We start from the raw sequence: 23,519 nt of genomic DNA on the forward strand, positions 1-23,519 counted from the left end.
TTAATTTTCTAATTCTACCTCAAGGTCTAAAGCGTCTGGGTTTTTAAAATACTCTAAAAAGCTTCGCTCTATTTCAATTGTTTTTCCATCCATAGATAACTTAGCATCCTCTGCAGATGATTTTACAACACGTTTAGGGAATGTATATTTTAAAGTATACTTCATACCACCCATAAAGGCTTCGGCTTGCTTTAGGCTATCCATCTGTACGTCGTGTCTTTCTTTGTCTTTTATAAAAGCATCTCTTTTAAATTTCCCATTTTCATAACTATACGATACACCTATAATATCTGGTTGTGGACCACCCTCTTCTTTTTTTGGAGTTGCTTTTGTACCTGGCATAATACCTTCAGCTTGATTAAAACCTTTAATTAAATCGTTTGCTTCATTTACATTTTTAAAATCTGTAAACACGCTCATTACTGTTGTTCCAGTTTCCGGATCCATTTGCATACGCATGTTATAGTTTTGCATAGCAAGAAGTTTGTTTTGTTCTTCTACAGACAACTTTGCAATGCTATCTTTTTTCTCCTCAAATAGTTTTTTAAAAGAAATTATAGTATCCATCTTAACAAATGTTGAGTCTTGACTAAGATCTCCACCAAAAGCCATCATTTCTGTTAAGTCCATACCTAAAGTCATGGTGCCACTACCGTCTTCATTAAGAACCATAGTTTCAGTAAATTGGCAGGAAGAAAAAAGTATAATTACAAGTAATATTAAGAGCTGTTTCATACTATAAGTTTTTAAGTATATTTACTACAAAAGTAGGTATTAATTTTCTTAAAAAAGAAATACTAAGTGGTTCGTAATTTCAAGTTCCTTTTTTATTTAGTTGGAATAACTTTCCTGCTAACTTCTTGTTTTGAAAAAAAGCAAAGTGAAGAAAAAAAAGAACAGACCACATCTACATTTGTTTCTAAAACCCCAAACATTGTCCTTGTTAAAGTTGACGATTTTACCCAAGATTTTTTGGGGCTAAGAAGTACTAATATTTCAGCAACTCCATTTCTAGATAGTATTTCTAAAGGAAGTACTTTTTTTGAAAATGCAATGGTACAAGGTGTAATGTGTACTCCTTCTAGAAATAGCTTCATTACCGCTAACTATCCTCATGAACTAAATCTATATCATAATCTTGATTTAAAAAACCTTCCAGATAGTATATGGACATTTCCTAAAGCATTACAAAAATCTGGTTATAAAACACTTTGGGTTGGAAAAAATCATATTTTAACTTTAGAAAGTAATCGCCCAACTCATTCTCCTGCAGTTTACAGAAATAATGGTTTATGCGCAATGGGGTTTGATTATGTATACGAGTCTATGGGCAGATCTATTGTAACTCAAATGGTTAGACAGCAATACAATAATGGTGCAGCTTGGAAAGATGGAAAAGATACTTATGGAGATTTTATTGATAGAAATAATTTGATGGAAAAGTTTTGCGAGGAGAGTGACAGAAAACTAACTACACTAGACCCTGATACTGAGTACATGGATGGGCATTTTACCCATGAGGCTATTAAAGTACTAGAACAAAATATAGATGACAAGCCCTTTTTTCTGTGGTTAAATTTTTCTGGACCTCATCATCCTTTTGATGCACCTTTTACTTTTCATAAAAAATTTAATAAGGTAATTACAAAAAACCCCATTAGTGAAGACGAACACAATTATGAACTTCCTAAATCTTGGAAAAAAAACAATCAAAAAAAAACACTACAACAACATAAAACTAGTAGACGAAGGTACCTTGGAAACATTGCCTATATGGACAATCAAATAGAAAGATTATACGAGTATTTGACTATTTCAAACCAAATAGACAATACTTATTTCATATTTGTTTCAGATCATGGTATTACAACTGGTGATCATGGTTTAACAGGGAAACAAAACCTATTTAATCAAGTACTTAAAAGTTCTTTAATAATTAAAAAGCCAAGACAAAAAGAAGGAAAAGTAGTTTTTCAACCTGTTGAATTAATAGATTTACCTAAAACATTACTAGACATAGCCAATCAAGGTAATTCTACATCAAAGAAAGTATTAGAAACTGTACCAAACGGAAAAAGTTTATTGCCTTATTTAGATAACAAAGAGAACACAATTGCAGACAATTTAGCAGTAAGTCAAATGAGAGATTACATGAGCATTGTAGATGGTAATTATAAACTCATTATTGGTAAAGACACAAAACTATTGTTTAACATGGCTAACGATCCTTATGAGATAAATAATACTATAGAAAATGAAATAGAAAAGAAAGATGAAATGATAGATAAACTTTTAACACTTCGGCCAAAGTTTACATCCTACGTAAATCGAATATCAAATTAATCTACATCCTTAACACATCTAAACCCTACATTCATTAATGCGCTTTCTGGAGTAGAGCTACTTCTAGCTGAAACTCTATAGCCATAACAAACCTTTGGATCACACAAAAAAGAACCTCCCCGTTGTACTTTTTCATTGGACGTTTTAGTACTATCTGAATATGAAACTTTCCAATTAGCACACCATTCCCAAACATTACCAACCATATCTTGTAAACCTAATGGTGTCTCTCCAAATGCTCCAACTGGCGAAGTAGTTTCATACCCATCCTCTAAAGCATTATATAATGGAAATGGCCCTTGCCAAAAATTTGCTAAATAATCTCCGTCTTTTTTTATTTCATTAGAGTTCCAAGGATAAATAGCATCTGTAATTGCCCCAGCATTTCTAGCGGCGTATTCCCATTCTATTTCGGTTGGAAGTCTTTTACCACTCCACTTACAATATGCTATAGCATCATTCCAAGACACTTGAGTTACAGGATGATTTCCATCTGATTTTGGAAAATCTTTTCCCTGAGGGTATCGCCAAGTAGCTCCATCTTTGAGGGCCCAAGTACCCGTTTTGAAATTAAAAACTGCAGAATTACCAAAAGTTTCTGCTTCAGTTTTATAGTTTGTTGCTTCAATAAAATCTGAAAATTGTTGTACAGTTACTGGATGTTTATCCATATAAAAGCCCTTTACAATTTTCGTTTTTTGTGGAGCTTCATCTAAAGAGAACGTGTTGGAGCCAACGTAGGTTTCCCCACCATTTATATATATCATTCCCTCTATTAACTGCTTCTCTTTGGTATTACAGCTAGATAGTACAAAGAAAATTGCAACAAGGAAAAGACAATTAATGGCTTTCAAAAAAAAGGAAAGGTTAAAAATTACTTATTAGGATTATTTAATATAATTAGAGCGGCAATTACACCGGGAATCCAACCACAGATGGTAAGTATCAATACTATTACAATAGACCCACACCCTTTATCTAAAACTGCCAAAGGCGGAAATAAAATTGATAATAGTACTCTCCAAATGCTCATAGATTTCAAAGTTAAGATTAATATTCAATTAATAAGTAAGAGAATAAAGCATTTTGTTACAGCTATTGATTTAATGAAATAGAGTGTTTATCTTCGTTGCGAATGCAGTTTAAACTCTTAATACTATCTATTTGTACTTTCTTGTTTTCGCAAGGAATGTTTGCTCAATATTCTTTTGAAGGTTATGTTGACGAAACACTTAAAGATGGAGAAATATTCTTATCCCTTGTTGAAGATTACAGAAAATTATCTGGTGTTTATAATGAGCAAATCTTAATCAAAACTAAAGCAGACACTACAGGCTATTTTAGTTTTACAGGAAATAACCTTCCGGCAGATAACCGAATGTACCGTATCCATGTGGATACCTGCCCAGATGATGCTCCCAACACCTCACATGTTATGGGACATTGCAAAAACAGTAAAGAAATTATTTTTATTGCTAACAATACCTCAACCATACAACTACCTACCTCCTTTGCAGATGAAGTATTTTGCAAAGTAGTTTCTGAAGACAAAAGGGCCGAAGCTTTTTTAAAAATTGATTCTCTTAGAAACGATATGCACTATGCCTTTAACAGCTATAGAAGTGAGGCAAATAGAAAAGTAAATACTGAAAAATGGTTTACAATTTTTCAGCAATATGGAGAGCAATTACAAGAACCACTTGCAGAGTTATACATCTATTCTTTTTTAAGTGACCGAAGCAGTTTGCTTCATACCTACTACCTCGAAGATTTAAAAAACAATAATTACTACCAAGATTTGCTAGTACGCTTACAGCAAAAATACCCAGAGACTGGGTACACCCAGCAATACGAAGCAGAATTAAAAGCAGATCAATATCTTATAAATTCTATAGCAGAGAAAGCTCAAATACCTTGGTGGCTGTATCTTATTGGCATAGTTTCAATACTATCTATTGCGGGTAATTTTTATTTCTTCGGAAAATGGCGAAAAGCAAAAGAACCTAAAATCACAGATGAAAATTTATCCAATCAAGAAAAGAAAGTATTGGATTTAATTCTTGAAAATAAAACCAACAAAGAGATTGCCACTTTGCTTTTTGTAAGTGTTAGTACTGTAAAAACACACATAAATAATGTGTATAGAAAATTAAATGTTTCATCAAGAGACGAAGTTAAAACATTGTTTTCTAAATAATTACATATTTTTCAAACGGGGTCTAGCACCTTATTCCAACTACCAATTCAGCTATTTTTCAGTATTAAATGAGATGTTTGTTTCATATTAATCATTAAACATTCATAATCATGAAACGAACAGTAAACATTTTAAAAACTTCAGTAGTACTAGTACTTTTTATTGTCGCTAGTTTTTCAACAGTAAAGGCACAAGAGCTTGCACTAGTAGAAAAAGCTGCAGTAATCGAGTTTGAATCTCAAACAATCGATTATGGTAAAGTAGCCCAAAATTCTGATGGAGAGCGCACCTTCTATTTTAAGAATACTGGCAATGCTCCATTAGTTCTAACCAATGTAAAGTCTAGTTGCGGTTGTACTGTACCTAACTACTCTAAAGAGCCAATTATGCCAGGGAAAGAAGGAGAAATTGCAGTAAAGTATGATACCAAAAAGCTTGGAGCTTTTACTAAAACAATTACAGTTTCTTCTAATGCTAAAGAAGGAAAAGTAACACTAAAAATTAAAGGGGAGATTGTGGGAAGTAAATAACTAGCCAAATAGTTTTCAGCTTTTATAGAAGGTATCTACTGTTTTTTTTAGATACCTTCTTTTATTTCAAAATGCTATATAATTCTAGAGAGTTCCCACATTAAAATATCTTGTAATAAAGTATATTTGCACTTTAAAAATTACTAAGCATGCAACTTTCTGAACTAGAACAAATACGTAGAGATAAGCGTATTCAGCTACAAAATTTAGGCATTAATCCATATCCAGCAGATTTATTTCCTGTGGATACAAAAACTAGTGCCATAAAACAGGATTTTGAAGAAGGCAAGAAAGTAATTATTGCTGGGCGATTAATGTCTCGTCGTATTCAAGGAAAAGCAAGTTTTGCAGAGCTTCAAGATGCAGAAGGAAGAATACAGGTGTACTTTAATCGGGATGAAATTTGTACAGGTGATGATAAAACCAAGTACAACGATGTATATAAAAAATTACTGGATATTGGAGACTTCATTGGAATTGAAGGAGAGTTATTCACTACTAAAGTAGGAGAAAAAACCGTTTTGGTTAAAGACTTTACATTATTAAGTAAATCTTTAAAACCTCTTCCTTTGCCAAAAACAGATAGTGAAGGAAATACCTATGATGAGTTTAATGACCCAGAACTTAGATATCGACAGCGTTATGCAGATCTCGCTGTAAACCCACATGTAAAAGAAGTATTTGTAAAGCGCACTAAGTTATTTAATGCCATGCGAGACTTCTTTAATGAAAGAGGTTATTTTGAAGTTGAGACTCCAATCCTACAACCTATTCCTGGAGGTGCTGCTGCACGTCCATTTGTTACACATCACAACTCGCTAGATATTCCATTATATATGAGGATTGCAAACGAGCTATATCTTAAAAGATTAATTGTTGGTGGTTTTGATGGAGTATATGAGTTTAGTAAAAACTTCAGAAATGAAGGAATGGACCGTACTCACAATCCAGAGTTTACCGCAATGGAAATCTATGTTGCGTACAAGGACTATAATTGGATGATGGATTTCTGTGAGCAGTTATTAGAGTATTGCGCAATGGAGGTAAACGGAACAACCAAAGCTACTTTTGGTGAACACACAGTTGATTTTAAAGCACCTTATCCTCGTGTAACTATGGCAGAAGCTATTTTAAAATTTACTGGTTTTGATATTACTGGTAAGTCTGAAGCTGAGTTAAGAGAAGCAGCACAAGGTATGGGAATTGCTGTGGACGATACTATGGGTAAAGGAAAACTTATAGACGAAATGTTTGGAGAAAAATGTGAGCCAAACTTTATCCAGCCTACTTTTATTACAGACTACCCAAAAGAGATGAGCCCTCTATGTAAAGAACATCGTGATAATCCAGAACTTACAGAGCGTTTTGAGTTAATGGTTTGTGGAAAAGAAATAGCTAACGCTTATAGTGAGCTTAACGACCCAATTGATCAACGCGAACGCTTTGAAGCACAGTTAAAACTTGCAGACCGTGGAGATGATGAAGCTATGTTTATTGATAATGACTTTATTCGTGCACTAGAATATGGTATGCCACCTACAAGTGGTATGGGTATTGGAATGGATAGATTAATCATGTTTTTAACTAATAATCCTTCTATACAAGAAGTTCTATTTTTCCCACAAATGAAACCTGAACGTAAAGCAGTTGCTTTAACAGACGAAGCAAAAGCAGTTTTAGCGCTTCTTAAAAAAGCTGAGAAATTAGAACTTACAGCTTTAAAAGAACAATCTGGCTTATCTAATAAAAAGTGGGATAAATCTATTAAGGAGTTAACAAAAAATAAGCTTGCTAATGTTGAAAAAACAGATGATGGTTTATTTGTTTCAATAGTTTAAAAAATAAATAAACTTAAAGCTAATAGCAAGGTATTATTGTCAGATTGTTTCTTGTTTTTTAAGCATGTTGTAAGCCTCTTCAATACTTCCCGACTTACTACCTAATTAAACTATTAGGTATGGAAACTGAAAAAGCAATAATAATATTTGATGGAGAGTGCAACCTATGCAACGGAGTTGTAGGGTGGTTATTAAAATTTGCACCTAAAAAACTATTTAGCTTTATCCCATTTCAATCTCCAAAAGGACAAGAGTATTTAGCTACTTACGGATTCCCTTTACAAAAATTAGAAACTGTTATCTTAATTGACACAAATGGAGTCCATACACATAGTGATGGTTTTTTACGTATTGTTTCAAAAATACCAAAGTGGCAGCGCCTAGCAGCACTCTTAGCATTTATTCCTCGTATGTTACGCGATTATATATACAAAACAGCTTCCAGAAATAGAGTAAAGTGGTTTGGCACTTCACAGACCTGTACTATAAACTTGAGATAAAATACAAAAGCAGCCTTGTTTCCAAAACTGCTTTTTACATCAAAACAGGAACTTACAGATGTAAGTTCCTGTTTTGTGTTATTTATTTTCTTCTCTCTCCAAAAACTTAATATCTCTCGTATTCTTTTGTACGGCTACTGCTGCAAAAAGAGCTAACATAAACGACATCCCATAGAATCCTTTTTCGCTTAACTCTAAATCTGCATTCCATAATCCAATTATGAGTAACAAGATAGAAGCTATGGTTGTAAACCATGAAATTCCATAGTAAATATCGGTTACGGGGATGCCCTCCAACTTGTCTCGTACACTTTTTTGGACTGATACAACAGAAAATAACCCAAAAAGCAGAATGGTAAAATAGTATCCCTTTTCATTAAGCCACATATCTGCATTCCACAACCCTACGCAATAGGACACCATACCAATAAATAATGCTGTCCATGAAGCCGAAATAAAAGCTGGCGTGGGTTTACAATTAAATTTTTCTTTCTTTTTTGTTATTTCTTCTATTAAAGGAGAATTAACAGGTTTCTTGTCTTTTAAAATTTGACTTTCCATTTTTAAAATGTTTTGATGTTTGACGAAACAAATATCTAAGGAAACAAAACAATAGGGAAAACTAATTTTTCATAAAACTTACGATTTAAATTTAAAATATATACTTATAATATATAATTATTAGTACTTTAGATACATATTTACTTATGTTTTAATGAATACAAACAAAGCTATTATTAGTACTTTATCTGAAGAAGATTGCACTCAATTTATCTCTTATTTAAAGCAAAAAAACAGAAGAGGAGACACTAAAAACATACAGTTATTTAAGCAGCTTGTAAAAGGCACATCTGAAGAATTAGATATTAAATTGTATGGGAAACCTTCAAAAAATGCATTGCATGCATTAAGCAAACGACTAACCGATAGTTTAATAGATTTCACAGCAAACAAAAGTTTTGCTGGAGAAACTTCCGAAGAATTAGAGATTCTTAAACTCCTGCTTGCAAGTAGAATCTTTTTTGAACATAAAAAGCATAAAATTGCTTTTAAAACATTAGAAAAAGCTGAACAAAAAGCACGCAATCTTGATGTGTACTCTATACTTACAGAAGTTTATCATACAAAAATCCAGTATGCACATCTCTCAACTACGCTCTCACTTTCAGAAATAAGCAAAGAAGCAACTATTAACTTGCAAAACTTTACGAAGGAACAAAAACTTAACTTGGCATATGCTACCATTACTAATGAGTTTTTACATACTAAAGAAAAATCGGTTTTATCTATTATTGAAGTTGCTTTTTCAGAATATGAAATAGAAATAAACGAAACACTTACTTATAAATCATTATTTCAGCTATTAAAAGTTGTAACAAAAGCTGCTACGATAAAAAGTGATTACTATTCTTTAACACCGCTGTTAAATGAAGTAGCTTCAATTCTAGAAAAGAAAAAAGCGCTTGCCAATAAAAACTTGTACTATCATATTCAGTTATTAAATTTATTAGCGTATGCGTATTTCAGAAATAAAGATTTTACTACTTCAAAAGAATTTTTAAGCATACTAAAAACACAACTTGAAAAGGGTTATCGAAATCAGTTTATAGCCAAAGCAACTGTCTTAGAAGCACTTTTAGAAAATTATACTGGAAATGCACAACAAGCAATTTCAGTTTTAAAGAATAGAAAAGACCAATCGCTGGATGGTCTTCTAACTTTAACAATGTGTCACTTTCAACAAACGGAATTCAAGGAAGCGTATTCGGTTTTAAGAACCTTACAACATAGTGATGCTTGGTATGAAAAAAAAGTGGGGCTATTATGGATTTTAAAAAAGAATCTAATTGAGATATTATTACTCATTGAATTAGACAAATTAGAACTTGTACTTTCTAGACTACAAAGTTTTAAGCGTACGTACCACAAACGGTTACAAGAAATTGAAGAAAATAGAGTACTCAACTTTATTACATTAATCACCAAATATTATGAAAACCCCAAACTAGTTACACATGAAGCCTTTATAAATGAAGTAGAAGCATCTTTTGATTGGAAACCTTATGAAGAAGAAGATGTATTTGTAATGAGTTTTTATGCTTGGTTAAAAGCAAAAATGGAACGTAGAGATATGTATGAAGTTACGCTGGAATTGGTCAAGAAAAAATAAAAAACACCGCTCACACCTACTTCCTCCTATCTTGGCTTAAGGGGTCTGGCATCCCTGCCAGAAGGTACGAGCGGTGTAAAAACTTCCGCCTCCCGACGGAATCCACCAACCTAAAAATTATCGTTACAAAGACGATTACTCGCCTACTTTGCTTAAAAATTGAATATCGTTCTCTACCGTTAACAGCAACAAGCTAGTTGCAGTACAAAAAACAGGGCTTGTTATACAATGGTGTCCATTCCAACTTCCATCTTCATTTTGTATTTTTAAAATACGCCCACTCATATCATCATACCAATCTTTCCAGTCATCATCTTTATTTACCACTAAGGACTCTCCTGTTTGTAGAAAACTTAAAAACTCTTCTCCACCATTATTTCCAAAACCATTGAGTACATCTTCTCTTTGCGCTACATTTTTTGCCGCGTTATACACTTTATAAGAAGCTGCGTAGTCAATTGCTTCTTCTTCACTCAATCCAGCTTTTTGTAAATTTTGAGCCGTTACAACTACTTCATTAAGCACACCATCTTTTTTAGCTTTTTCAATTACTTCGGCCGCTTTTCTAGCTTCTTTAGCACTTCCGCGAACACTTCCACTTACTGCATACAACATAATACCTGCTCCATCTTCAGTTTTTACATTTCCAGACTCACTATCATAGTTTCCATTTTGATAGTCTCTAGAGCGTTCTAACACATCTTCATCTACTTCTATACCTACGGCTTGTGCAGACTCTAAAGCACTATTTGCTAGACCACTCTGCAATACACCAGCCCAGCCAGCTCCTTTTTGCCTACCAGTTTCATCAGTACCATTTTGTATTTTACTCACACATATATCAAGGCACTTATTTACTCTTTTTGTATCTACCCATTTTAAGTCTCTATCTAATAAGTTTGATAAAAACTGAGCTGTTAAAACTGCATCTATATTCTGCCCTAATTTTCGTTGAATTTGAGTTCCTCTAACATCTGTTATATACGGGGCATCTTTAGGTGTATTCTCTACAGTTTCTAATAAGTAATTAACAGCTTTAATTAATTTTTTTTGATAAGTAGTTTTCCCACTTCTAAGAAAGGCATTAGCCACCATTGCAGTAGTGGCAGGGTCTGCTTTAACAGCATGTGGGTCTCTTACATCTTGCCTAGCGTGGGTACCAGCTCCGTATCCTCCATTAGGCAACTGCGCTTCAACCAACCAATCTAGTCCGTCACGAATAGCTAATTGAACATTTTCGTTATTCTTATAAGCCATAAAATCTTCAGAGGATTGTTCTCCCATAACTGTCATAAAAACACATCCATCTATAGGTTTTAGTGTTCTCTTTGTTTCTAAATAAGTATTTTCATCTGAAAATAATGAAGCTACAATTCCAATAGCTAAGAAAGGAAAGGCAACAAGTAACATTTTTGTTTTCATAGTGTAGTATTTAAAATTCTTAACCGAAGCTACGCCAACTGATTTCTTTATAAAACAGTAGATGAGTAAAACCATGTTTTCAATGAGTAATACATACTTTTTAGTTAGTTTTACATACAGACAACATTGGTTATCAATACTTTTTTATATTTTTATCCTGCTATAAAAAGATTTATTTTGAAAAATTTACCCACATTACTTTTACTATTGTTTGCTACTGTTCTTTCTTCCTGTGGTGGAGATGATGATTATTCCCCTACAGAAACAAATGACACAGAAGCACCAAGTGCACCTGCTAACTTAACTGCATCTAATGAAACCGAAAGCTCTATAGACATATCTTGGGACGCTTCTACAGATAATGTAGGCGTTATAGGCTATAAAGTATTTCAAGACGGAATTGAGATTGCTTCTAATGTTTCTGGCACAAGTTATACTGCGCTAAACCTAGATTTTGAAACCACCTACAGCTATAGTGTAATTGCTTTTGATGCTGCAGGAAACGAGTCTAATACAAGCAATACAATTGATGCAACTACTATTGATGCTCCTTTTGGCTTTAGAGACAACTTATCTCAAATGGGTGTTTATGTTGAAGATATGGCAACTTTAACCCCTTCAACTGGTGTACAGCTTTATGAAATAAATACAACCTTATTCACAGATTATTCAAAAAAACAACGTCTTATTAAATTACCCGATGGTGAAACTCTAACTTACAATGGTGATGATTTATTACCTAGCTATCCAGATGAAACGCTTATTGCAAAAACATTTTTTTACAATATAGACGATAGAGATCCTAGCTTAGGAAAAACAATAATTGAAACTAGGATTTTCTTAAAAATAAATGGTGTTTGGGAAGTTGGTGATTACATTTGGAACGAAAGTCAAACTGATGCCACATATACCGAAAATAGTAGTCAAATTGCCATTAGTTTTATTGATGAAGATGGAGATACTAATAACATAGACTATGTTATTCCATCAAAACAAGACTGTTTTACTTGCCATAATAACAATAGTACTCCTATTCCTATAGGGATGAAATTACGTAGTATGAATTTTACACCTTCGTATACTGGTGGACAAAATCAATTAGACTTCTTTATTAACAATGGGTTATTAGAAGGTCTTGGTAGTTCTTCTGAGGTAAGTGTATTACCAGATTGGACAGATACTGCCAATTATGACATTTTTGAACGTGGAAGAGCCTACCTTGATGTAAACTGTGCGCATTGCCATAGACCAGGGAGTACAACACCACCAGAGATAGAGCTTGATTTAAGACTGGAGACGCCTTATGCAGATACTAAAATTTATGAGAAACGATCAAGCATTGAAGCACGATTCTCTTCTGTAATAGCAGGGTATAGTATGCCACTTATAGGTAGAACTGTTGTACATGAAGAAGCGCTCACAATGTTAATGGATTACTTATCACAAATTAGTGAACCATAATAATCAACAAAAAATAATAATTTGTAAAACCACTCAATATTGAGTGGTTTTTTGTTTTAACAAAACTTTAATCCACCAAAAATTAAACTTAATAACAGATAGTAAGTCCTATAGATATAACGTTTAAAATAAAATACATGAAAAAATTAGCATTCCTTGCAATACTACTAGTTACAATAACTGGTGTTGCACAACAAAAAGAAAGAAAAGACAAAAGGAGTAACCTTACTACAGAGCAAATGGCAGAGTTAATGACAAAAAAAATGACTTTGCATCTTGATTTAAATGAAAAACAACAAGCTCAGGTTAATGAGATAAACATTGAAATAGCTGCAAAAAAGAAAGAAATGAGAGCCAATAGAAAAGAAATGGCAGATATGAATGATACCGAGAAATTTGAAGCTAGAAAAGCTTTTCTTGATGATAGGATAGAAGTAAAAGAAAAAATGAAGTCTATTTTAAATGCTGAGCAATATGAGAAGTGGGAAAAAAGCATGAAAAGAAAGGCTGGTAAAAAGAGACAAGACACAAAAAGAAAAGGACGAAAAGGCAGAAAATAAATTTTTGGCGTAATAATTGGTTACTATCTTTTGAATTAGTTACTTTAGTAACATAAATTTATTAAAAATGAAAAAAATAGTAACCAAAATCGCTTTCGCTTTGTTCATGCTACTTGGTATGCAAGCAGTATCAGCGCAAAGCTTAAGTCAAAATCAAGATAGACCAGAAGTTATTGCAAAAAAAACAGTTGCAGAGCTTTCGCAAACACTTGATTTAAGTGGAGACCAACAACGTACATTGTTTAGAGCTTATGTATCTAAAATTTCTAATTACCGAAAAGAAGTAGAGAGTAAGCCAAGTACAAATGCTGGTGTAACCGAGGCTAAGAAAAAAATTGATGCTACTTTCAAAGAAAGTGTAAAAAAAGCATTAACACCTGAACAATATAAAAAATGGCTTACACTACAAGACCAATAAATTGAAGTGTCGCCAATAATTTAAAAAGCCTTTCCACTTGGAAAGGCTTTTTAAATTATAACTGTTTTGATACTTCATTACAGGCATCAATAGTTTTATCCAAATCTTCATAGGTTAAGGCATCACATAAAAACCAAGTTTCAAAAGCACTTGGTGCAATGTAGATTCCTTTGGCAAGCATATCATGGAAAAACTTCTTAAAAGTATTATTATTTGCCAAAGCTGCAGTTTCAAAATTTGTAACAGATGTTTCACAAAAATGAACAGATATCATAGAACCTACCCTATTTATAGTATGGGTAACTTTATTTCTTGATAATACCTCTGCTAACCCTTTATGTAAATATTCAGTTTTTTTAGCAAGAGATTCAAAAACTTGCGGTTTTGAGTTAAGTTCAGTTAACATTGCTAATCCTGCAGCCATGGCCAATGGATTTCCGCTTAGTGTTCCAGCTTGATATACAGGACCAAGTGGTGCTAGGAAGTTCATTATTTCTTCACGAGCAGCAAAAGCACCTACAGGTAGCCCTCCTCCTATTACTTTTCCAAAAGTTACAATATCTGCATTAATCCCGTATAATTCTTGTGCCCCACCCTTTGCAAGTCTAAAGCCAGTCATCACTTCATCAAAAATTAATAGGATATCGTTTTCATCACATACTTTCCTAAGTGATTGTAAAAAACCATCAGAAGGTGGAATACATCCCATATTCCCTGGTACTGGTTCAATAATAATACAGGCAATTTCATCTCTATTATTTTCAACTAAAGTAGTTACACTTTCAATATCATTATAAGAAGCTAACAAAGTGTCTTGCGCTGTTCCTTTAGTAACTCCTGGGCTATTAGGTGACCCAAAAGTAACTGCACCACTACCCGCTTGTATTAAAAAAGAGTCGCTATGTCCGTGATAACAACCCGCAAACTTTATAATTTTATCTTTTCCTGTGTAGCCCCTTGCTAGTCGTACAGCACTCATACAAGCTTCAGTACCACTATTTACAAAACGTATTTTATCTATGTTTGGCACCATAGAAACTGCAAGTTTTGCAATTTCAGTTTCAATTTCAGTAGGCATCCCAAAAGAAGTCCCTTTTTTTGTTTTTTCAATAACAGCATTTACAACTGAAGGATAAGCATGCCCCAATATCATTGGACCCCAAGAGTTTATATAATCTATTAAGGTGTTTCCATCTTCATCGTAGAGATAGGCTCCTTCTGCTCTTTTAACAAAAATAGGATCTCCTCCAACGGCTTTAAATGCTCTTACAGGTGAGTTTACACCCCCAGGTATTACTTTTTGTGCTTCAGAAAACAAAGCACTACTTCTCTTATAAATCATAAATGATTATTGATTTTTTACAGGATGCAAATATAATACTTGCCCAACAGAAATGGTATCAGATTCTAACCCATTATAATCCTTTAACGTTTGTATAGTAACATTAAAACGCCTTGATAAACTATATAGCGTATCGCCTTTTTGTACGGTGTAGGTTTTAACCTTAGAAGGAGAATTATTAGTTTTTTTCTTGCCAAGTACTTCCTGATCATACTTTGTTAAGTCATACCTATCTATGATACTAATAAGCTTATTTGGATACTTAGGGTCTGTAGCATAGCCTGCTTTTTTTAATCCTCTTGCCCATCCTTTGTAATCATCTTTTCGTAATGAAAATAAATCACTATAGCGACTTCTACCTGTTAAAAACAAAGAGTGATCTCTAAAAGAATATTTAGGGTCTTTGTACTTTCTAAAACATTCTTGTAGTTCATCATCATCATGATAAACACGATCACCAGTCCAAGTTGTATGGCATTTTATACCAAAATGGTTATTTGCTTTTTTAGTAAGTTCTCCCCTACCAGCACCACTTTCGAGAATCCCTTGAGCAAGTGTAATACTTGCAGGAATACCATATTTTGCCATTTCGTCTTTAGCAATGGTACTGTAATTATTAATGTAATTACTAACTACCTCTGCGTAAGAAGCATTTTTTGGAGGGCTTTTTATAACTGTTTTTGGAGTTTCAGTTTTTTCTTTAACAACAGTCTTTTTAGGAATAGGTTTTTTAGTAATAACCTTTTCCGTTTTTGTTTTATTTGAAGTACTTATCGCTTTCTTTTTAGATTTACAAGAAGCTAATACAAGTAGGCTAATAAAAATTAATGGTAAAATTCTCTTAAGCATTATATAGTAATTTGAGGTAATCCTTTTTTTTGTAATCTTATGTTCATCCCTTCAATTCCTTGTAAACCTCCAGTATGAATGGCTAAAATACGACTATTAGGTGTAAAATAGTTTCTAGAAATCAAATCATAAATACCATACATCATTTTACCAGTATAAATAGGGTCTAAAGGAATATTAGTTTGTACTTTATAATTATTTATAAAACGAATTAATTGCGCATCTATTTTGGCATACCCGCCAAAATTATATGTATCTATAATCTTATAATTACTCTTTGAAGTATATTTTTCTATTTCAGAGGACTGAAAAGTTCCATTTAAAGCTGAAAAACCTAGTATTTCTTGATTAATACTTGAAGCTTTTATTAAACCAGCAATTGTACCTCCTGTACCAACTGGAACACACACATACTCATAGTTTTCTGGTAAATTGGTTAAAATTTCTTCACAACCTTTTACCGCAAGTTCATTTGTGCCACCTTCGGGGAGTAAATAAAAGTCTCCAAATCTTTGTTTTAAATCATTGATAAATAAGGTGTCTTCCTTCTTTTTATAATCTTCTCTAGAGATAAAGTGAAGTTTCATTCCTTGTGATAGTGCAAAACTTAAAGTTGGGTTGTCCTGTACTGAAACAGATAATTCTTCTCCTCTAATAACTCCAATTGTTTCAATATTATTTAACTTTCCAGCAGTAGCAACGGAAGCTATATGGTTTGAAAAAGCACCTCCAAAAGTTAATAAACTACGCTTTTCTAGTTTTTTTGCCTCTAACACATTGTATTTTAGCTTTCTATACTTGTTTCCAGATACAAAAGGATGGATTTTATCTTCTCTTAGGACATGGAACAGAATATTCTTCTCTTTTAATGATTCAGATTCTATTTTATCAATTTTTTGAAGTCTTTCCATTCGAGGGATTAGTAAACATTAGAGTTCTTAAAATTATCTTAAATTAAAATAAACAAAACCAATTAGTAATATTTTTCGTACATATCATAAAATTAATTGCATTTTATCGAATTATTTGATATTTAATCGTTTATCGTGTATATTTACCATCCCAAATCAAAAAATCAAAGTTATGTCCCCTACCTACAAATTTAATACTGTAGTTTTATTTACTGCTCTATTATTCTCATTTATTTTAGAAACAGAGGCTCAGGTTGGAATCAACACAACAAGTCCTGCTAATGGAGCATTATTAGATGTTTTTAGCCCAGATAAAGGTATGCTTATACCACGAGTTGAGCTAACAGGTACAGATGACACTACAACAATAAGTCCTGCAACCATAGGTCTTTTAGTTTACAATACCGATATCGCAGGAGCATTAGCAGTCCAGGTTACTCCAGGTTTTTATTATTGGGGAGGATCACAATGGCTACGTTTTTACAATAGAGGATATGGTATAAAATACGACCAAACATCTGAAACTACAGCAAGTTCTCTTAATTTCATATATACCCAAATATCAGGTCTTGATACTGGCTTTATAAATGTTCCATATTCTGGCACTTACCAAATTAAGGTTGAAACTACATATGCATGTGGCGATCTTTCTTCTACCGCCTCAGATGGAGTAGGTCAAGCATCTATTAGCCTAAATATGACTACTGGGGTTGGACTTCCAGTTAACGTAAAAGAAAAATATGTAACCTCAACTTCAAAACGAGTCAACGCTACTACAATGAATGGTTTACCACAAAACACATCTATTGTTTATACAGTAGATCTAGATGTTCTACAAACATATCGTTTTAATGTTACAGGAAGAGAATGGTCTCGAAACAATGTAGGTCTCGGTGTATTTGGAAAAGACACAAGTGGTTATCCAGGTGCAAGTGGGGTTAATGATGCGCATCGTGGCTCTATTTCTATCGTGCTTTTAAAGCAACAGTAATACACTTAAAGAAATTACTGAAGACTCATTAATCAATAAAAAATTATCGTTTCGTTGAAAATAATATAGCAAGCTATGACACCAACAATACACATTTCAAAAAAAATAATTCTAATAAGCTTTTTAGCTCTATTAGGAACGTTTAATGCTACTGCTCAAGTGGGTGTTAACACAACAACACCTGAAGCATCTTCTGCACTAGATATTACTAGTACAGATAAAGGTTTTTTAATGACCAAAATAGCACTTACAGGTACAGACGACACTTCAACAATCACACCTTCCCCAACAACAGGATTATTGATATATAATACCGCTACAGCGGGAACTCCAGGAAATGAAGTTGTACCAGGCTTTTATTATTTTAATGATACAAGATGGCGTCGTTTTTACAACCAAGGATATTCACTTTCTTATGACCAGACTGCTGCAGTTACTGCAAGTACAAGTAATACTACTTATGTTGTACTCCCTGGTCTTGACTCAGGTAATATAACAGCACCATTTAGTGGCACCTATCAAATTCGAGTAGAAGGATATTACTCAGCAGGAGATCTTATTAGTACTTCTGGAGATGGAGCTTCGCAAGGTTCTATTAGTCTAGCTATGGCAACCATTCCTAGTGGTGGAGGTGGTGGAGGTTGTGCAGGAGGTATTTCTGCTTTCCCTTATAGCGAAAGCTTTGAATCTGGATTAGGAGCATGGACACAATCTGGTGCAGATGATCTAGATTGGATTCAAAATTCTGGTGGAACAACTAGTGGTAGTACCGGGCCATCTGGTGCATCTGATGGAACTTTTTACAGGTATGTGGAAGCTTCAGGTAATGGTACAGGATACCCAAATATGCAAGCTATCTTAAATTCACCTTGTTTTGATTTAACTGCTCTCTCATCTGCTTCATTTAATTTTGACTATCACATGTATGGAGCAGCAGATATGGGAACTTTTGATTTAGAAATTAGTACTGACAATGGAGGTTCTTGGACTTCGATTTGGTCTCGTACTGGAAATCAAGGAAACTCATGGTATTCAGAAAGCATTGATTTATCTGGATATGCTGGTGGTTCTGTTCAATTAAGATTTAATAGAGTAACTGGGTCAACATGGCAGGCAGATATTGCCATAGATAATATTAGTGTAACTAACAGTCCTGGCGCTGCGTCATTTACAACAGTAAAAGAAACATACCTTACTACCGCGTCTAAGAGATTAGGAAGTACTACAGTAAATAATCTAGCGCAGAGTGCTACCATTATATACAATATAGACTTAACTGCAGGAACAACTTATAGGTTCGCTGTTCGAGGAAGAGAATGGCTTACTAACAATGTAGGTACTGGATCTTTTGGTAGAAACACTAGTGCATATTCTGGAAATAGTGTAAACGACGCACAGCGAGGCACAATGACTATAAGCCTAATTAAACAACTTTAAAATAATTAACACCCTCATTTAAACATATATCGTCATGAAAAAATATACTTCTATTATAATACTTATTATGGCTTTCACAATTTCAAATTGTGTTAATGCTCAAGTTGTGGTAGGTTCATCATCCCTTACAGGAGATGTTACAATTGATGACGGAGCTACATTCCAACTAAAAAGTGAAGATAAAGGGCTTATGATTCCTAAAGTGTTATTGCAATCTAGAAATGATAATACTACTATTTCATCTCCTACTGAAGGTCTATGGGTATATAATACTTCTAGTCTTGGGAGTGGTTTAGACAAAGTATCGCCAGGTTTCTACTTTTGGGACAGTTCTCGATGGGAAAAAATGTTTAATGAAGGGTTTACTGTTCAATATGAACAAACTGAAACAGTACGTGCAGCAAACACGACAACTACATATACTATTCCTGGTTTAGATCAAACATTTACAGCTCCTTATACTGGAGTTTACGAAATACATGTTACGGGATATATTGCAGCAGCAAATATGTCAAACACAAATTTTGAAGGTACCGTACATGGTTCTTATATTTTAGAAATTGATGGTACCAAAGTAGATGAGACTACTGTCACTTCTAATACTAAACGAGCGCCAACTAGTGCTTTTCAAGCTCTAGGAAGACAAGCTACAATGACTCACCTTGTTAATTTAAATGAAGGAGACACATACAACATTAGAGTACGTGCCCGACTATGGGATCATGAAAATGTTGACCCAAATAGCTTAAATGTTTCTGGAATATGTGGAGGAGCTGCTACAGGCTATGCCTTTTTTGGTATCTGTTCTGGACCATACAACGGTAACGATGGTTTAACAGACAATGCTCAAGACGCATATTTAACTATTACATTATTACAACAACTTTAAAACTTAAAAAAAATACTTATTTGTTAAATAACTACACCCCAAAACTTAACCTAATATGAAATTATCTTTTCCCCCCGTAAAAAAACTATTATTAACATTACCAATTCTAATAGTACTTAGCTTTATTCTCTTACAACCAAAAACAACAGGTGGAGAACAAAATGTTCCCGCCTACTCAGATACATCTAGAGACCATGAAGGGGACACTTTTTCTATTGTAGTTTATGATAAAAACACAGGTCAAGTTGGAGGAGCTGGTTGTAGCTGTGTGTCTTATAGTGGTGGAATAGATTTTTTAAGTGATCTTATAACAGATGGAACTAATAATTCTGACAATATAGTTGGCGCAATACATTCACAAGCAGCCTATAACGCATCAACTCAAACTATTGCCAGAAATAGAATGTTAGCTGGTGACACTCCACAAGAAATTATTGATGCAACTGTCGCAGCAGATGGAGGGTCAGCTTCAAGACAATACGGTGTTGTTGGCGCCAAACCATTCAATGCAGGTGCTGCAGGTCATACAGGTAGTAGTAATGGAAATTATGCTAATGATATTCAATATGATGATGCAAATTTTACTATTTCAATTCAAGGAAACATACTTGATACTTCTACTAATGGTGGACGAGATGACATTCTTTATGATATGCAAGAAGCTTTCCTTAGTGCAGATGGTACTCTTGGCGATAGATTAATGGCAGCGCTACAAGGAGCTAAACGAGTTGGAGGAGACAATAGATGTCAATCTAGAGGAAATAGTGGGCGTACTGCATTTGTACAAGTATTATCACCTGGAGAAACTAGCCCTGGTCTTGTTTATGATGTTGGAGATAATACTGCAGCAGTAGCAAACTTTATAGAACCTATTGATGTACTACAATGTATGTACGATAGTGGTGAAGGCAACACAGGTTTTTTCTGTAGACAAACAGTAGACACTTTCCCATATACAATGGATTTTGAAACTCAAACTTGGGAGAAAGAAGAAACATGTAACAATGATAATTCGTGGATAAGAACAAGATTTAGCACACCAGATGCAAACACAGGTCCAGCAGGGCCTAGCGAGGGAGATTTGTATGCATTTGTAGAGTCTTCTGATATTGGAAGCCAAAACTTTAACAATAGAGCAGTAATAGGATCACCATGTTTTATGATACCAACAAATAGCCCTGATGCTTCTATTGTTTTTGACTATCATATGTTTGGAGCCAATATGGGTACTTTAAGCCTAATGGCGAACTCAAACGACGGAAATGGATGGGTTCAATTATGGAGTGAAAGTGGAAATCAAGGAAATCAGTGGTTTACTAATGAAATTATAAATATTTCTCAATACGCTGGTGAAACAGTTAAGTTTAGATTTGATGCAACAACTGGTAATGGAGCATTAAGTGATATGGCAATAGACAATATCAGAGTATTAGATGATTTTTCTGTAGTATGTAGTAATACAGTTAGTGAATTTCCTTACAACGAAAGTTTTGAAGGAAACATTGGACTATGGATACAAGCATCTGGAGATGACGGAAACTGGTTAATCAACTCCGATACGACACCTTCAACAACAACAGGACCTAGTGCAGCAAATGATGGTACAGATTATCTATATATTGAAGCCTCTTCTAATGGTACAACTGGAGAAATTGGAGCTAACGCAACCGCAATATTAGAAAGCCCTTGTATTTCTATAGGAGACTTACCTGGTGTTTTCTTTAATTTTGACTACCATACTTTTGGCGATAATATTGGTACTATTGCAGTTGAAGTTAGTGAAGTTGAAGGTATTTGGAACAACATCTATACAACATCAACACCTTCAGAAGATGATTGGAAATCTGTAAGTTTAGACCTTTCAGCATATTCTGGAGACATTAAACTTAGATTTATAGGTACAACTGGAACTAACTTTTCTTCAGACTTAGCTATTGATAATGTTTCAATAAATATTCCTTGTTTATCTACATCAACATATAATGGCTCTTGGAATGATTTTCCAGACTCATTAAATAATCAAGTAATTATAAATTCAGATTACACAGTAACTTCTTCTAATATTGAAGGATGTGATTTGGTTATTGCAAATGGTGTTACCTTAACTGTCCCTGCAGACACATACCTTAGAATTAAAGGTGATATCACAGTAAATGGTACTCTAATAATTGAGCATCAAGGTAGTCTTATACAAGTAGATGAAGATGCAGTTGTAACAAAAGGAGGTTCTGGTATCATTAATGTTGAAGTGACCACACCAGTTCTTAACCCTAAAGACTTTATGCTTATAGGGAGTCCTATGGATAATGAAACTAGACAAAATTTATTTATTTCAGATTACAGAGTAATGGAGTCACACCCAGAAAACTTTATACCAGATGATAATGTACCTGTAGCGTTTGGAATTAACTTTGCAGATGATAATAGAGACAACTGGATAAATTACCCTTCTGGACCAATAAATGAAGGTAGTGCATATTTATTAAGACCAGAAAATGACGAAACACAACCTGCTTCTAGTTATGACATAACTTTCTCACAAGGAACATTAAACAATGGTGATTTTAGTATACCAGTTACTTATAACGGTGCGACTAATAACCCAGGCGGGACGTTAAATATGATTGCCAATCCATATCCATCGGCTATCTCAGTAGTAGAGTTTTTAGAACAGAATCCTTCTGTTAATGAAATTTATTTCTGGGAACATATTACAACTCCTAATGGAAGTCTTCCGGGAGCTTACACACTTAATTATAGCATGGAAGATATTTCACGTAGAAACATTTCTGCTGGAACTGCAGCTGGAAATGATGGTAGCGGTACTACGGCACCAGGTGGAAACATTGCAAGTGCCCAAGGATTTATTGTTATAGTAACAGATAATACACCAATTGTATTTAACAACACTATGAGAGTAACGAGTGAAAATAATACTCTTAGAACAGAAGATGAGAACTTGATTGATCAAATTGGATTACGAGTAACAGATGCTAGAGATTATGTAGGTGGTAATGCTGTGCTAGCTTTTAACCCTAAAGCTACAAGCGAGTATGACCCTGGATACGACTCAAAAAGTATAGCTACTATAGTATCATTATTCACACTAGATGGAACTTCTGATACTGCTAATGCTTATGGTATACAAACTATAGAACCTTTTAATGATTCGATGGAGATACCGTTAGGTTTCGCAAGTCAAATTGATGAAGAATATACCTATACTATTAGTATTAATTCAATTAAAGGAAACAATATAGATAGAGAAGTTGTTTTATTAAGAGATAATTATAATGGAACAACGGTAAATCTTAGCGATCAAGATTATGAATTTAAAAGTACCAAAGGTATCTTTAATGATAGGTTTACTATCCTTTTCAAAGGTCAAACTGTTTTAGGAACACAAGAGCAAAACCTTGAAGAGTTAATTGCTGTTTTCCCTAATCCAGCTAATGACTATATAACAATCAATACTAGAGAGGCTATTAAGTCTATTCAAGTGTATGATATACAAGGTAGACTAGTTAAAAATGTTGATGGTATTAGTACTAAAACAGAACAAACTATAAATCTTCAAGGATTAGAAAACTCAATGTATCTAGTAAAGGTTAATGCTGAAAATGGTACTAGTTTTACAAAAAGAATAATTAAAAAGTAGCCC

General features: G+C 33.8%; 21 protein-coding genes. 13 read left to right on the top strand and 8 right to left on the bottom strand.

All coding sequences use genetic code 11. The annotated features are described in order from the left end of the window. A complete protein-coding gene (locus tag RM538_RS07375; protein ID WP_311332769.1) occupies window positions 1–735 on the bottom strand; it encodes a hypothetical protein in 735 nt (244 codons plus the stop codon). A 66-nt stretch (window positions 736–801) separates the two neighbouring features. Here RM538_RS07375 and RM538_RS07380 point away from each other — a divergent pair, with 66 nt between their 5' ends. Further along, on the top strand, window positions 802–2,343 hold the full coding sequence (locus tag RM538_RS07380; protein ID WP_311332770.1) for a sulfatase family protein: 1,542 nt from the start codon (window positions 802–804) through the stop codon (window positions 2,341–2,343). Here RM538_RS07380 and RM538_RS07385 read toward each other — a convergent pair. After that, window positions 2,340–3,197 carry a formylglycine-generating enzyme family protein gene (locus tag RM538_RS07385; RefSeq protein ID WP_311332771.1) on the bottom strand — a complete coding sequence of 286 codons (858 nt, stop codon included), beginning with the start codon at window positions 3,195–3,197 and terminating at the stop codon, window positions 2,340–2,342. The two genes, RM538_RS07380 and RM538_RS07385, sit on opposite strands and share 4 nt — an antisense overlap. Before the next feature lie 20 nt (window positions 3,198–3,217). Further along, window positions 3,218–3,376 carry a YqaE/Pmp3 family membrane protein gene (locus RM538_RS07390; RefSeq protein ID WP_311332772.1) on the bottom strand — a complete coding sequence of 53 codons (159 nt, stop codon included), beginning with the start codon at window positions 3,374–3,376 and terminating at the stop codon, window positions 3,218–3,220. 102 nt (window positions 3,377–3,478) lie between these two features. On the opposite strand from RM538_RS07390, the gene RM538_RS07395 reads away from it, so the two are divergent. The 4 genes from RM538_RS07395 (at window position 3,479) to RM538_RS07410 (ending at window position 7,408) form a co-directional block, all read left to right on the top strand. Further along, entirely contained in the window at window positions 3,479–4,540 is a 1,062-nt protein-coding gene (locus RM538_RS07395; protein WP_311332773.1) for a response regulator transcription factor, read from the top strand. A gap of 110 nt (window positions 4,541–4,650) precedes the next feature. Further along, entirely contained in the window at window positions 4,651–5,070 is a 420-nt protein-coding gene (locus RM538_RS07400) for a DUF1573 domain-containing protein (protein ID WP_311332774.1), read from the top strand. Between the two features lie 149 nt (window positions 5,071–5,219). Then, a complete protein-coding gene (gene lysS, locus RM538_RS07405; RefSeq protein WP_311332775.1) occupies window positions 5,220–6,908 on the top strand; it encodes a lysine--tRNA ligase in 1,689 nt (562 codons plus the stop codon). Between the two features lie 119 nt (window positions 6,909–7,027). Next, complete coding sequence (locus RM538_RS07410) at window positions 7,028–7,408, top strand: thiol-disulfide oxidoreductase DCC family protein (protein WP_311332776.1); 381 nt, start codon at window positions 7,028–7,030, stop codon at window positions 7,406–7,408. Between the two features lie 78 nt (window positions 7,409–7,486). Here RM538_RS07410 and yiaA read toward each other — a convergent pair whose 3' ends face one another. Further along, window positions 7,487–7,969: an inner membrane protein YiaA gene (yiaA, locus tag RM538_RS07415; RefSeq protein ID WP_311332777.1), complete on the bottom strand. Its 483-nt coding sequence runs from the start codon at window positions 7,967–7,969 to the stop codon at window positions 7,487–7,489. Between the two features lie 154 nt (window positions 7,970–8,123). Between yiaA and RM538_RS07420 the strand changes: the two genes are divergently transcribed. Further along, on the top strand, window positions 8,124–9,578 hold the full coding sequence (locus RM538_RS07420) for a hypothetical protein (RefSeq protein ID WP_311332778.1): 1,455 nt from the start codon (window positions 8,124–8,126) through the stop codon (window positions 9,576–9,578). Between the two features lie 135 nt (window positions 9,579–9,713). Here the strand turns inward: RM538_RS07420 and RM538_RS07425 are convergent, their stop codons facing one another. After that, window positions 9,714–11,000 (bottom strand): prenyltransferase/squalene oxidase repeat-containing protein, encoded by a 1,287-nt coding sequence (locus RM538_RS07425; protein ID WP_311332779.1) that lies wholly within the window; start codon window positions 10,998–11,000, stop codon window positions 9,714–9,716. A 177-nt stretch (window positions 11,001–11,177) separates the two neighbouring features. Between RM538_RS07425 and RM538_RS07430 the strand changes: the two genes are divergently transcribed. The 3 genes from RM538_RS07430 to RM538_RS07440 all read left to right on the top strand — a co-directional run bounded on the left by RM538_RS07430 (window position 11,178) and on the right by RM538_RS07440 (window position 13,439). After that, window positions 11,178–12,461, top strand: a complete 1,284-nt coding sequence (locus RM538_RS07430; protein WP_311332780.1) for a fibronectin type III domain-containing protein — start codon at window positions 11,178–11,180, stop codon at window positions 12,459–12,461. Between the two features lie 137 nt (window positions 12,462–12,598). After that, window positions 12,599–13,021 (top strand): DUF4890 domain-containing protein, encoded by a 423-nt coding sequence (locus RM538_RS07435; RefSeq protein ID WP_311332781.1) that lies wholly within the window; start codon window positions 12,599–12,601, stop codon window positions 13,019–13,021. Between the two features lie 67 nt (window positions 13,022–13,088). Then, complete coding sequence (locus tag RM538_RS07440; protein WP_311332782.1) at window positions 13,089–13,439, top strand: hypothetical protein; 351 nt, start codon at window positions 13,089–13,091, stop codon at window positions 13,437–13,439. Between the two features lie 55 nt (window positions 13,440–13,494). Here the strand turns inward: RM538_RS07440 and hemL are convergent, their stop codons facing one another. Genes hemL through RM538_RS07455 form a run of 3 tightly spaced genes read right to left on the bottom strand, consistent with a single transcriptional unit; the run spans window position 13,495 to window position 16,541 of the window. Beyond that, a complete protein-coding gene (gene hemL, locus RM538_RS07445; RefSeq protein ID WP_311332783.1) occupies window positions 13,495–14,781 on the bottom strand; it encodes a glutamate-1-semialdehyde 2,1-aminomutase in 1,287 nt (428 codons plus the stop codon). A 6-nt stretch (window positions 14,782–14,787) separates the two neighbouring features. After that, a complete protein-coding gene (locus RM538_RS07450; RefSeq protein WP_311332784.1) occupies window positions 14,788–15,630 on the bottom strand; it encodes a glucosaminidase domain-containing protein in 843 nt (280 codons plus the stop codon). After that, on the bottom strand, window positions 15,630–16,541 hold the full coding sequence (locus RM538_RS07455) for a 1-aminocyclopropane-1-carboxylate deaminase/D-cysteine desulfhydrase (protein WP_311332785.1): 912 nt from the start codon (window positions 16,539–16,541) through the stop codon (window positions 15,630–15,632). The genes RM538_RS07450 and RM538_RS07455 overlap by 1 nt, the downstream gene beginning before the upstream one ends. A gap of 172 nt (window positions 16,542–16,713) precedes the next feature. Here RM538_RS07455 and RM538_RS07460 point away from each other — a divergent pair, with 172 nt between their 5' ends. The 4 genes from RM538_RS07460 to RM538_RS07475 all read left to right on the top strand — a co-directional run bounded on the left by RM538_RS07460 (window position 16,714) and on the right by RM538_RS07475 (window position 23,516). Then, complete coding sequence (locus RM538_RS07460) at window positions 16,714–17,532, top strand: phage tail-like protein (protein ID WP_311332786.1); 819 nt, start codon at window positions 16,714–16,716, stop codon at window positions 17,530–17,532. Between the two features lie 75 nt (window positions 17,533–17,607). Further along, window positions 17,608–18,969: a phage tail-like protein gene (locus tag RM538_RS07465; RefSeq protein WP_311332787.1), complete on the top strand. Its 1,362-nt coding sequence runs from the start codon at window positions 17,608–17,610 to the stop codon at window positions 18,967–18,969. 34 nt (window positions 18,970–19,003) lie between these two features. Next, the gene (locus RM538_RS07470) at window positions 19,004–19,858 is read left to right on the top strand and encodes a phage tail-like protein (RefSeq protein ID WP_311332788.1); all 855 of its coding nucleotides are present in this window, start codon (window positions 19,004–19,006) and stop codon (window positions 19,856–19,858) included. 55 nt (window positions 19,859–19,913) lie between these two features. Further along, on the top strand, window positions 19,914–23,516 hold the full coding sequence (locus RM538_RS07475; protein ID WP_311332789.1) for a DUF8693 domain-containing protein: 3,603 nt from the start codon (window positions 19,914–19,916) through the stop codon (window positions 23,514–23,516). Window positions 23,517–23,519 lie beyond the last annotated feature (3 nt).

The sequence above is a fragment of the Patiriisocius hiemis genome (genome assembly GCF_031846325.1).
Lineage (GTDB): Bacteria > Bacteroidota > Bacteroidia > Flavobacteriales > Flavobacteriaceae > Patiriisocius_A > Patiriisocius_A hiemis.

Coding starts and splice junctions, on each gene's coding strand:
- RM538_RS07455 (WP_311332785.1), bottom strand. CDS start 16,541: ATGGAAAGACTTCAAAAAATTGATAAAATAGAATCTGAATCATTAAAA.
- hemL (WP_311332783.1), bottom strand. CDS start 14,781: ATGATTTATAAGAGAAGTAGTGCTTTGTTTTCTGAAGCACAAAAAGTA.
- RM538_RS07425 (WP_311332779.1), bottom strand. CDS start 11,000: ATGAAAACAAAAATGTTACTTGTTGCCTTTCCTTTCTTAGCTATTGGA.
- yiaA (WP_311332777.1), bottom strand. CDS start 7,969: ATGGAAAGTCAAATTTTAAAAGACAAGAAACCTGTTAATTCTCCTTTA.
- RM538_RS07390 (WP_311332772.1), bottom strand. CDS start 3,376: ATGAGCATTTGGAGAGTACTATTATCAATTTTATTTCCGCCTTTGGCA.
- RM538_RS07400 (WP_311332774.1), top strand. CDS start 4,651: ATGAAACGAACAGTAAACATTTTAAAAACTTCAGTAGTACTAGTACTT.
- RM538_RS07420 (WP_311332778.1), top strand. CDS start 8,124: ATGAATACAAACAAAGCTATTATTAGTACTTTATCTGAAGAAGATTGC.
- RM538_RS07475 (WP_311332789.1), top strand. CDS start 19,914: ATGAAATTATCTTTTCCCCCCGTAAAAAAACTATTATTAACATTACCA.
- lysS (WP_311332775.1), top strand. CDS start 5,220: ATGCAACTTTCTGAACTAGAACAAATACGTAGAGATAAGCGTATTCAG.
- RM538_RS07465 (WP_311332787.1), top strand. CDS start 17,608: ATGACACCAACAATACACATTTCAAAAAAAATAATTCTAATAAGCTTT.
- RM538_RS07460 (WP_311332786.1), top strand. CDS start 16,714: ATGTCCCCTACCTACAAATTTAATACTGTAGTTTTATTTACTGCTCTA.
- RM538_RS07450 (WP_311332784.1), bottom strand. CDS start 15,630: ATGCTTAAGAGAATTTTACCATTAATTTTTATTAGCCTACTTGTATTA.
- RM538_RS07440 (WP_311332782.1), top strand. CDS start 13,089: ATGAAAAAAATAGTAACCAAAATCGCTTTCGCTTTGTTCATGCTACTT.
- RM538_RS07435 (WP_311332781.1), top strand. CDS start 12,599: ATGAAAAAATTAGCATTCCTTGCAATACTACTAGTTACAATAACTGGT.
- RM538_RS07410 (WP_311332776.1), top strand. CDS start 7,028: ATGGAAACTGAAAAAGCAATAATAATATTTGATGGAGAGTGCAACCTA.
- RM538_RS07470 (WP_311332788.1), top strand. CDS start 19,004: ATGAAAAAATATACTTCTATTATAATACTTATTATGGCTTTCACAATT.
- RM538_RS07395 (WP_311332773.1), top strand. CDS start 3,479: ATGCAGTTTAAACTCTTAATACTATCTATTTGTACTTTCTTGTTTTCG.
- RM538_RS07375 (WP_311332769.1), bottom strand. CDS start 735: ATGAAACAGCTCTTAATATTACTTGTAATTATACTTTTTTCTTCCTGC.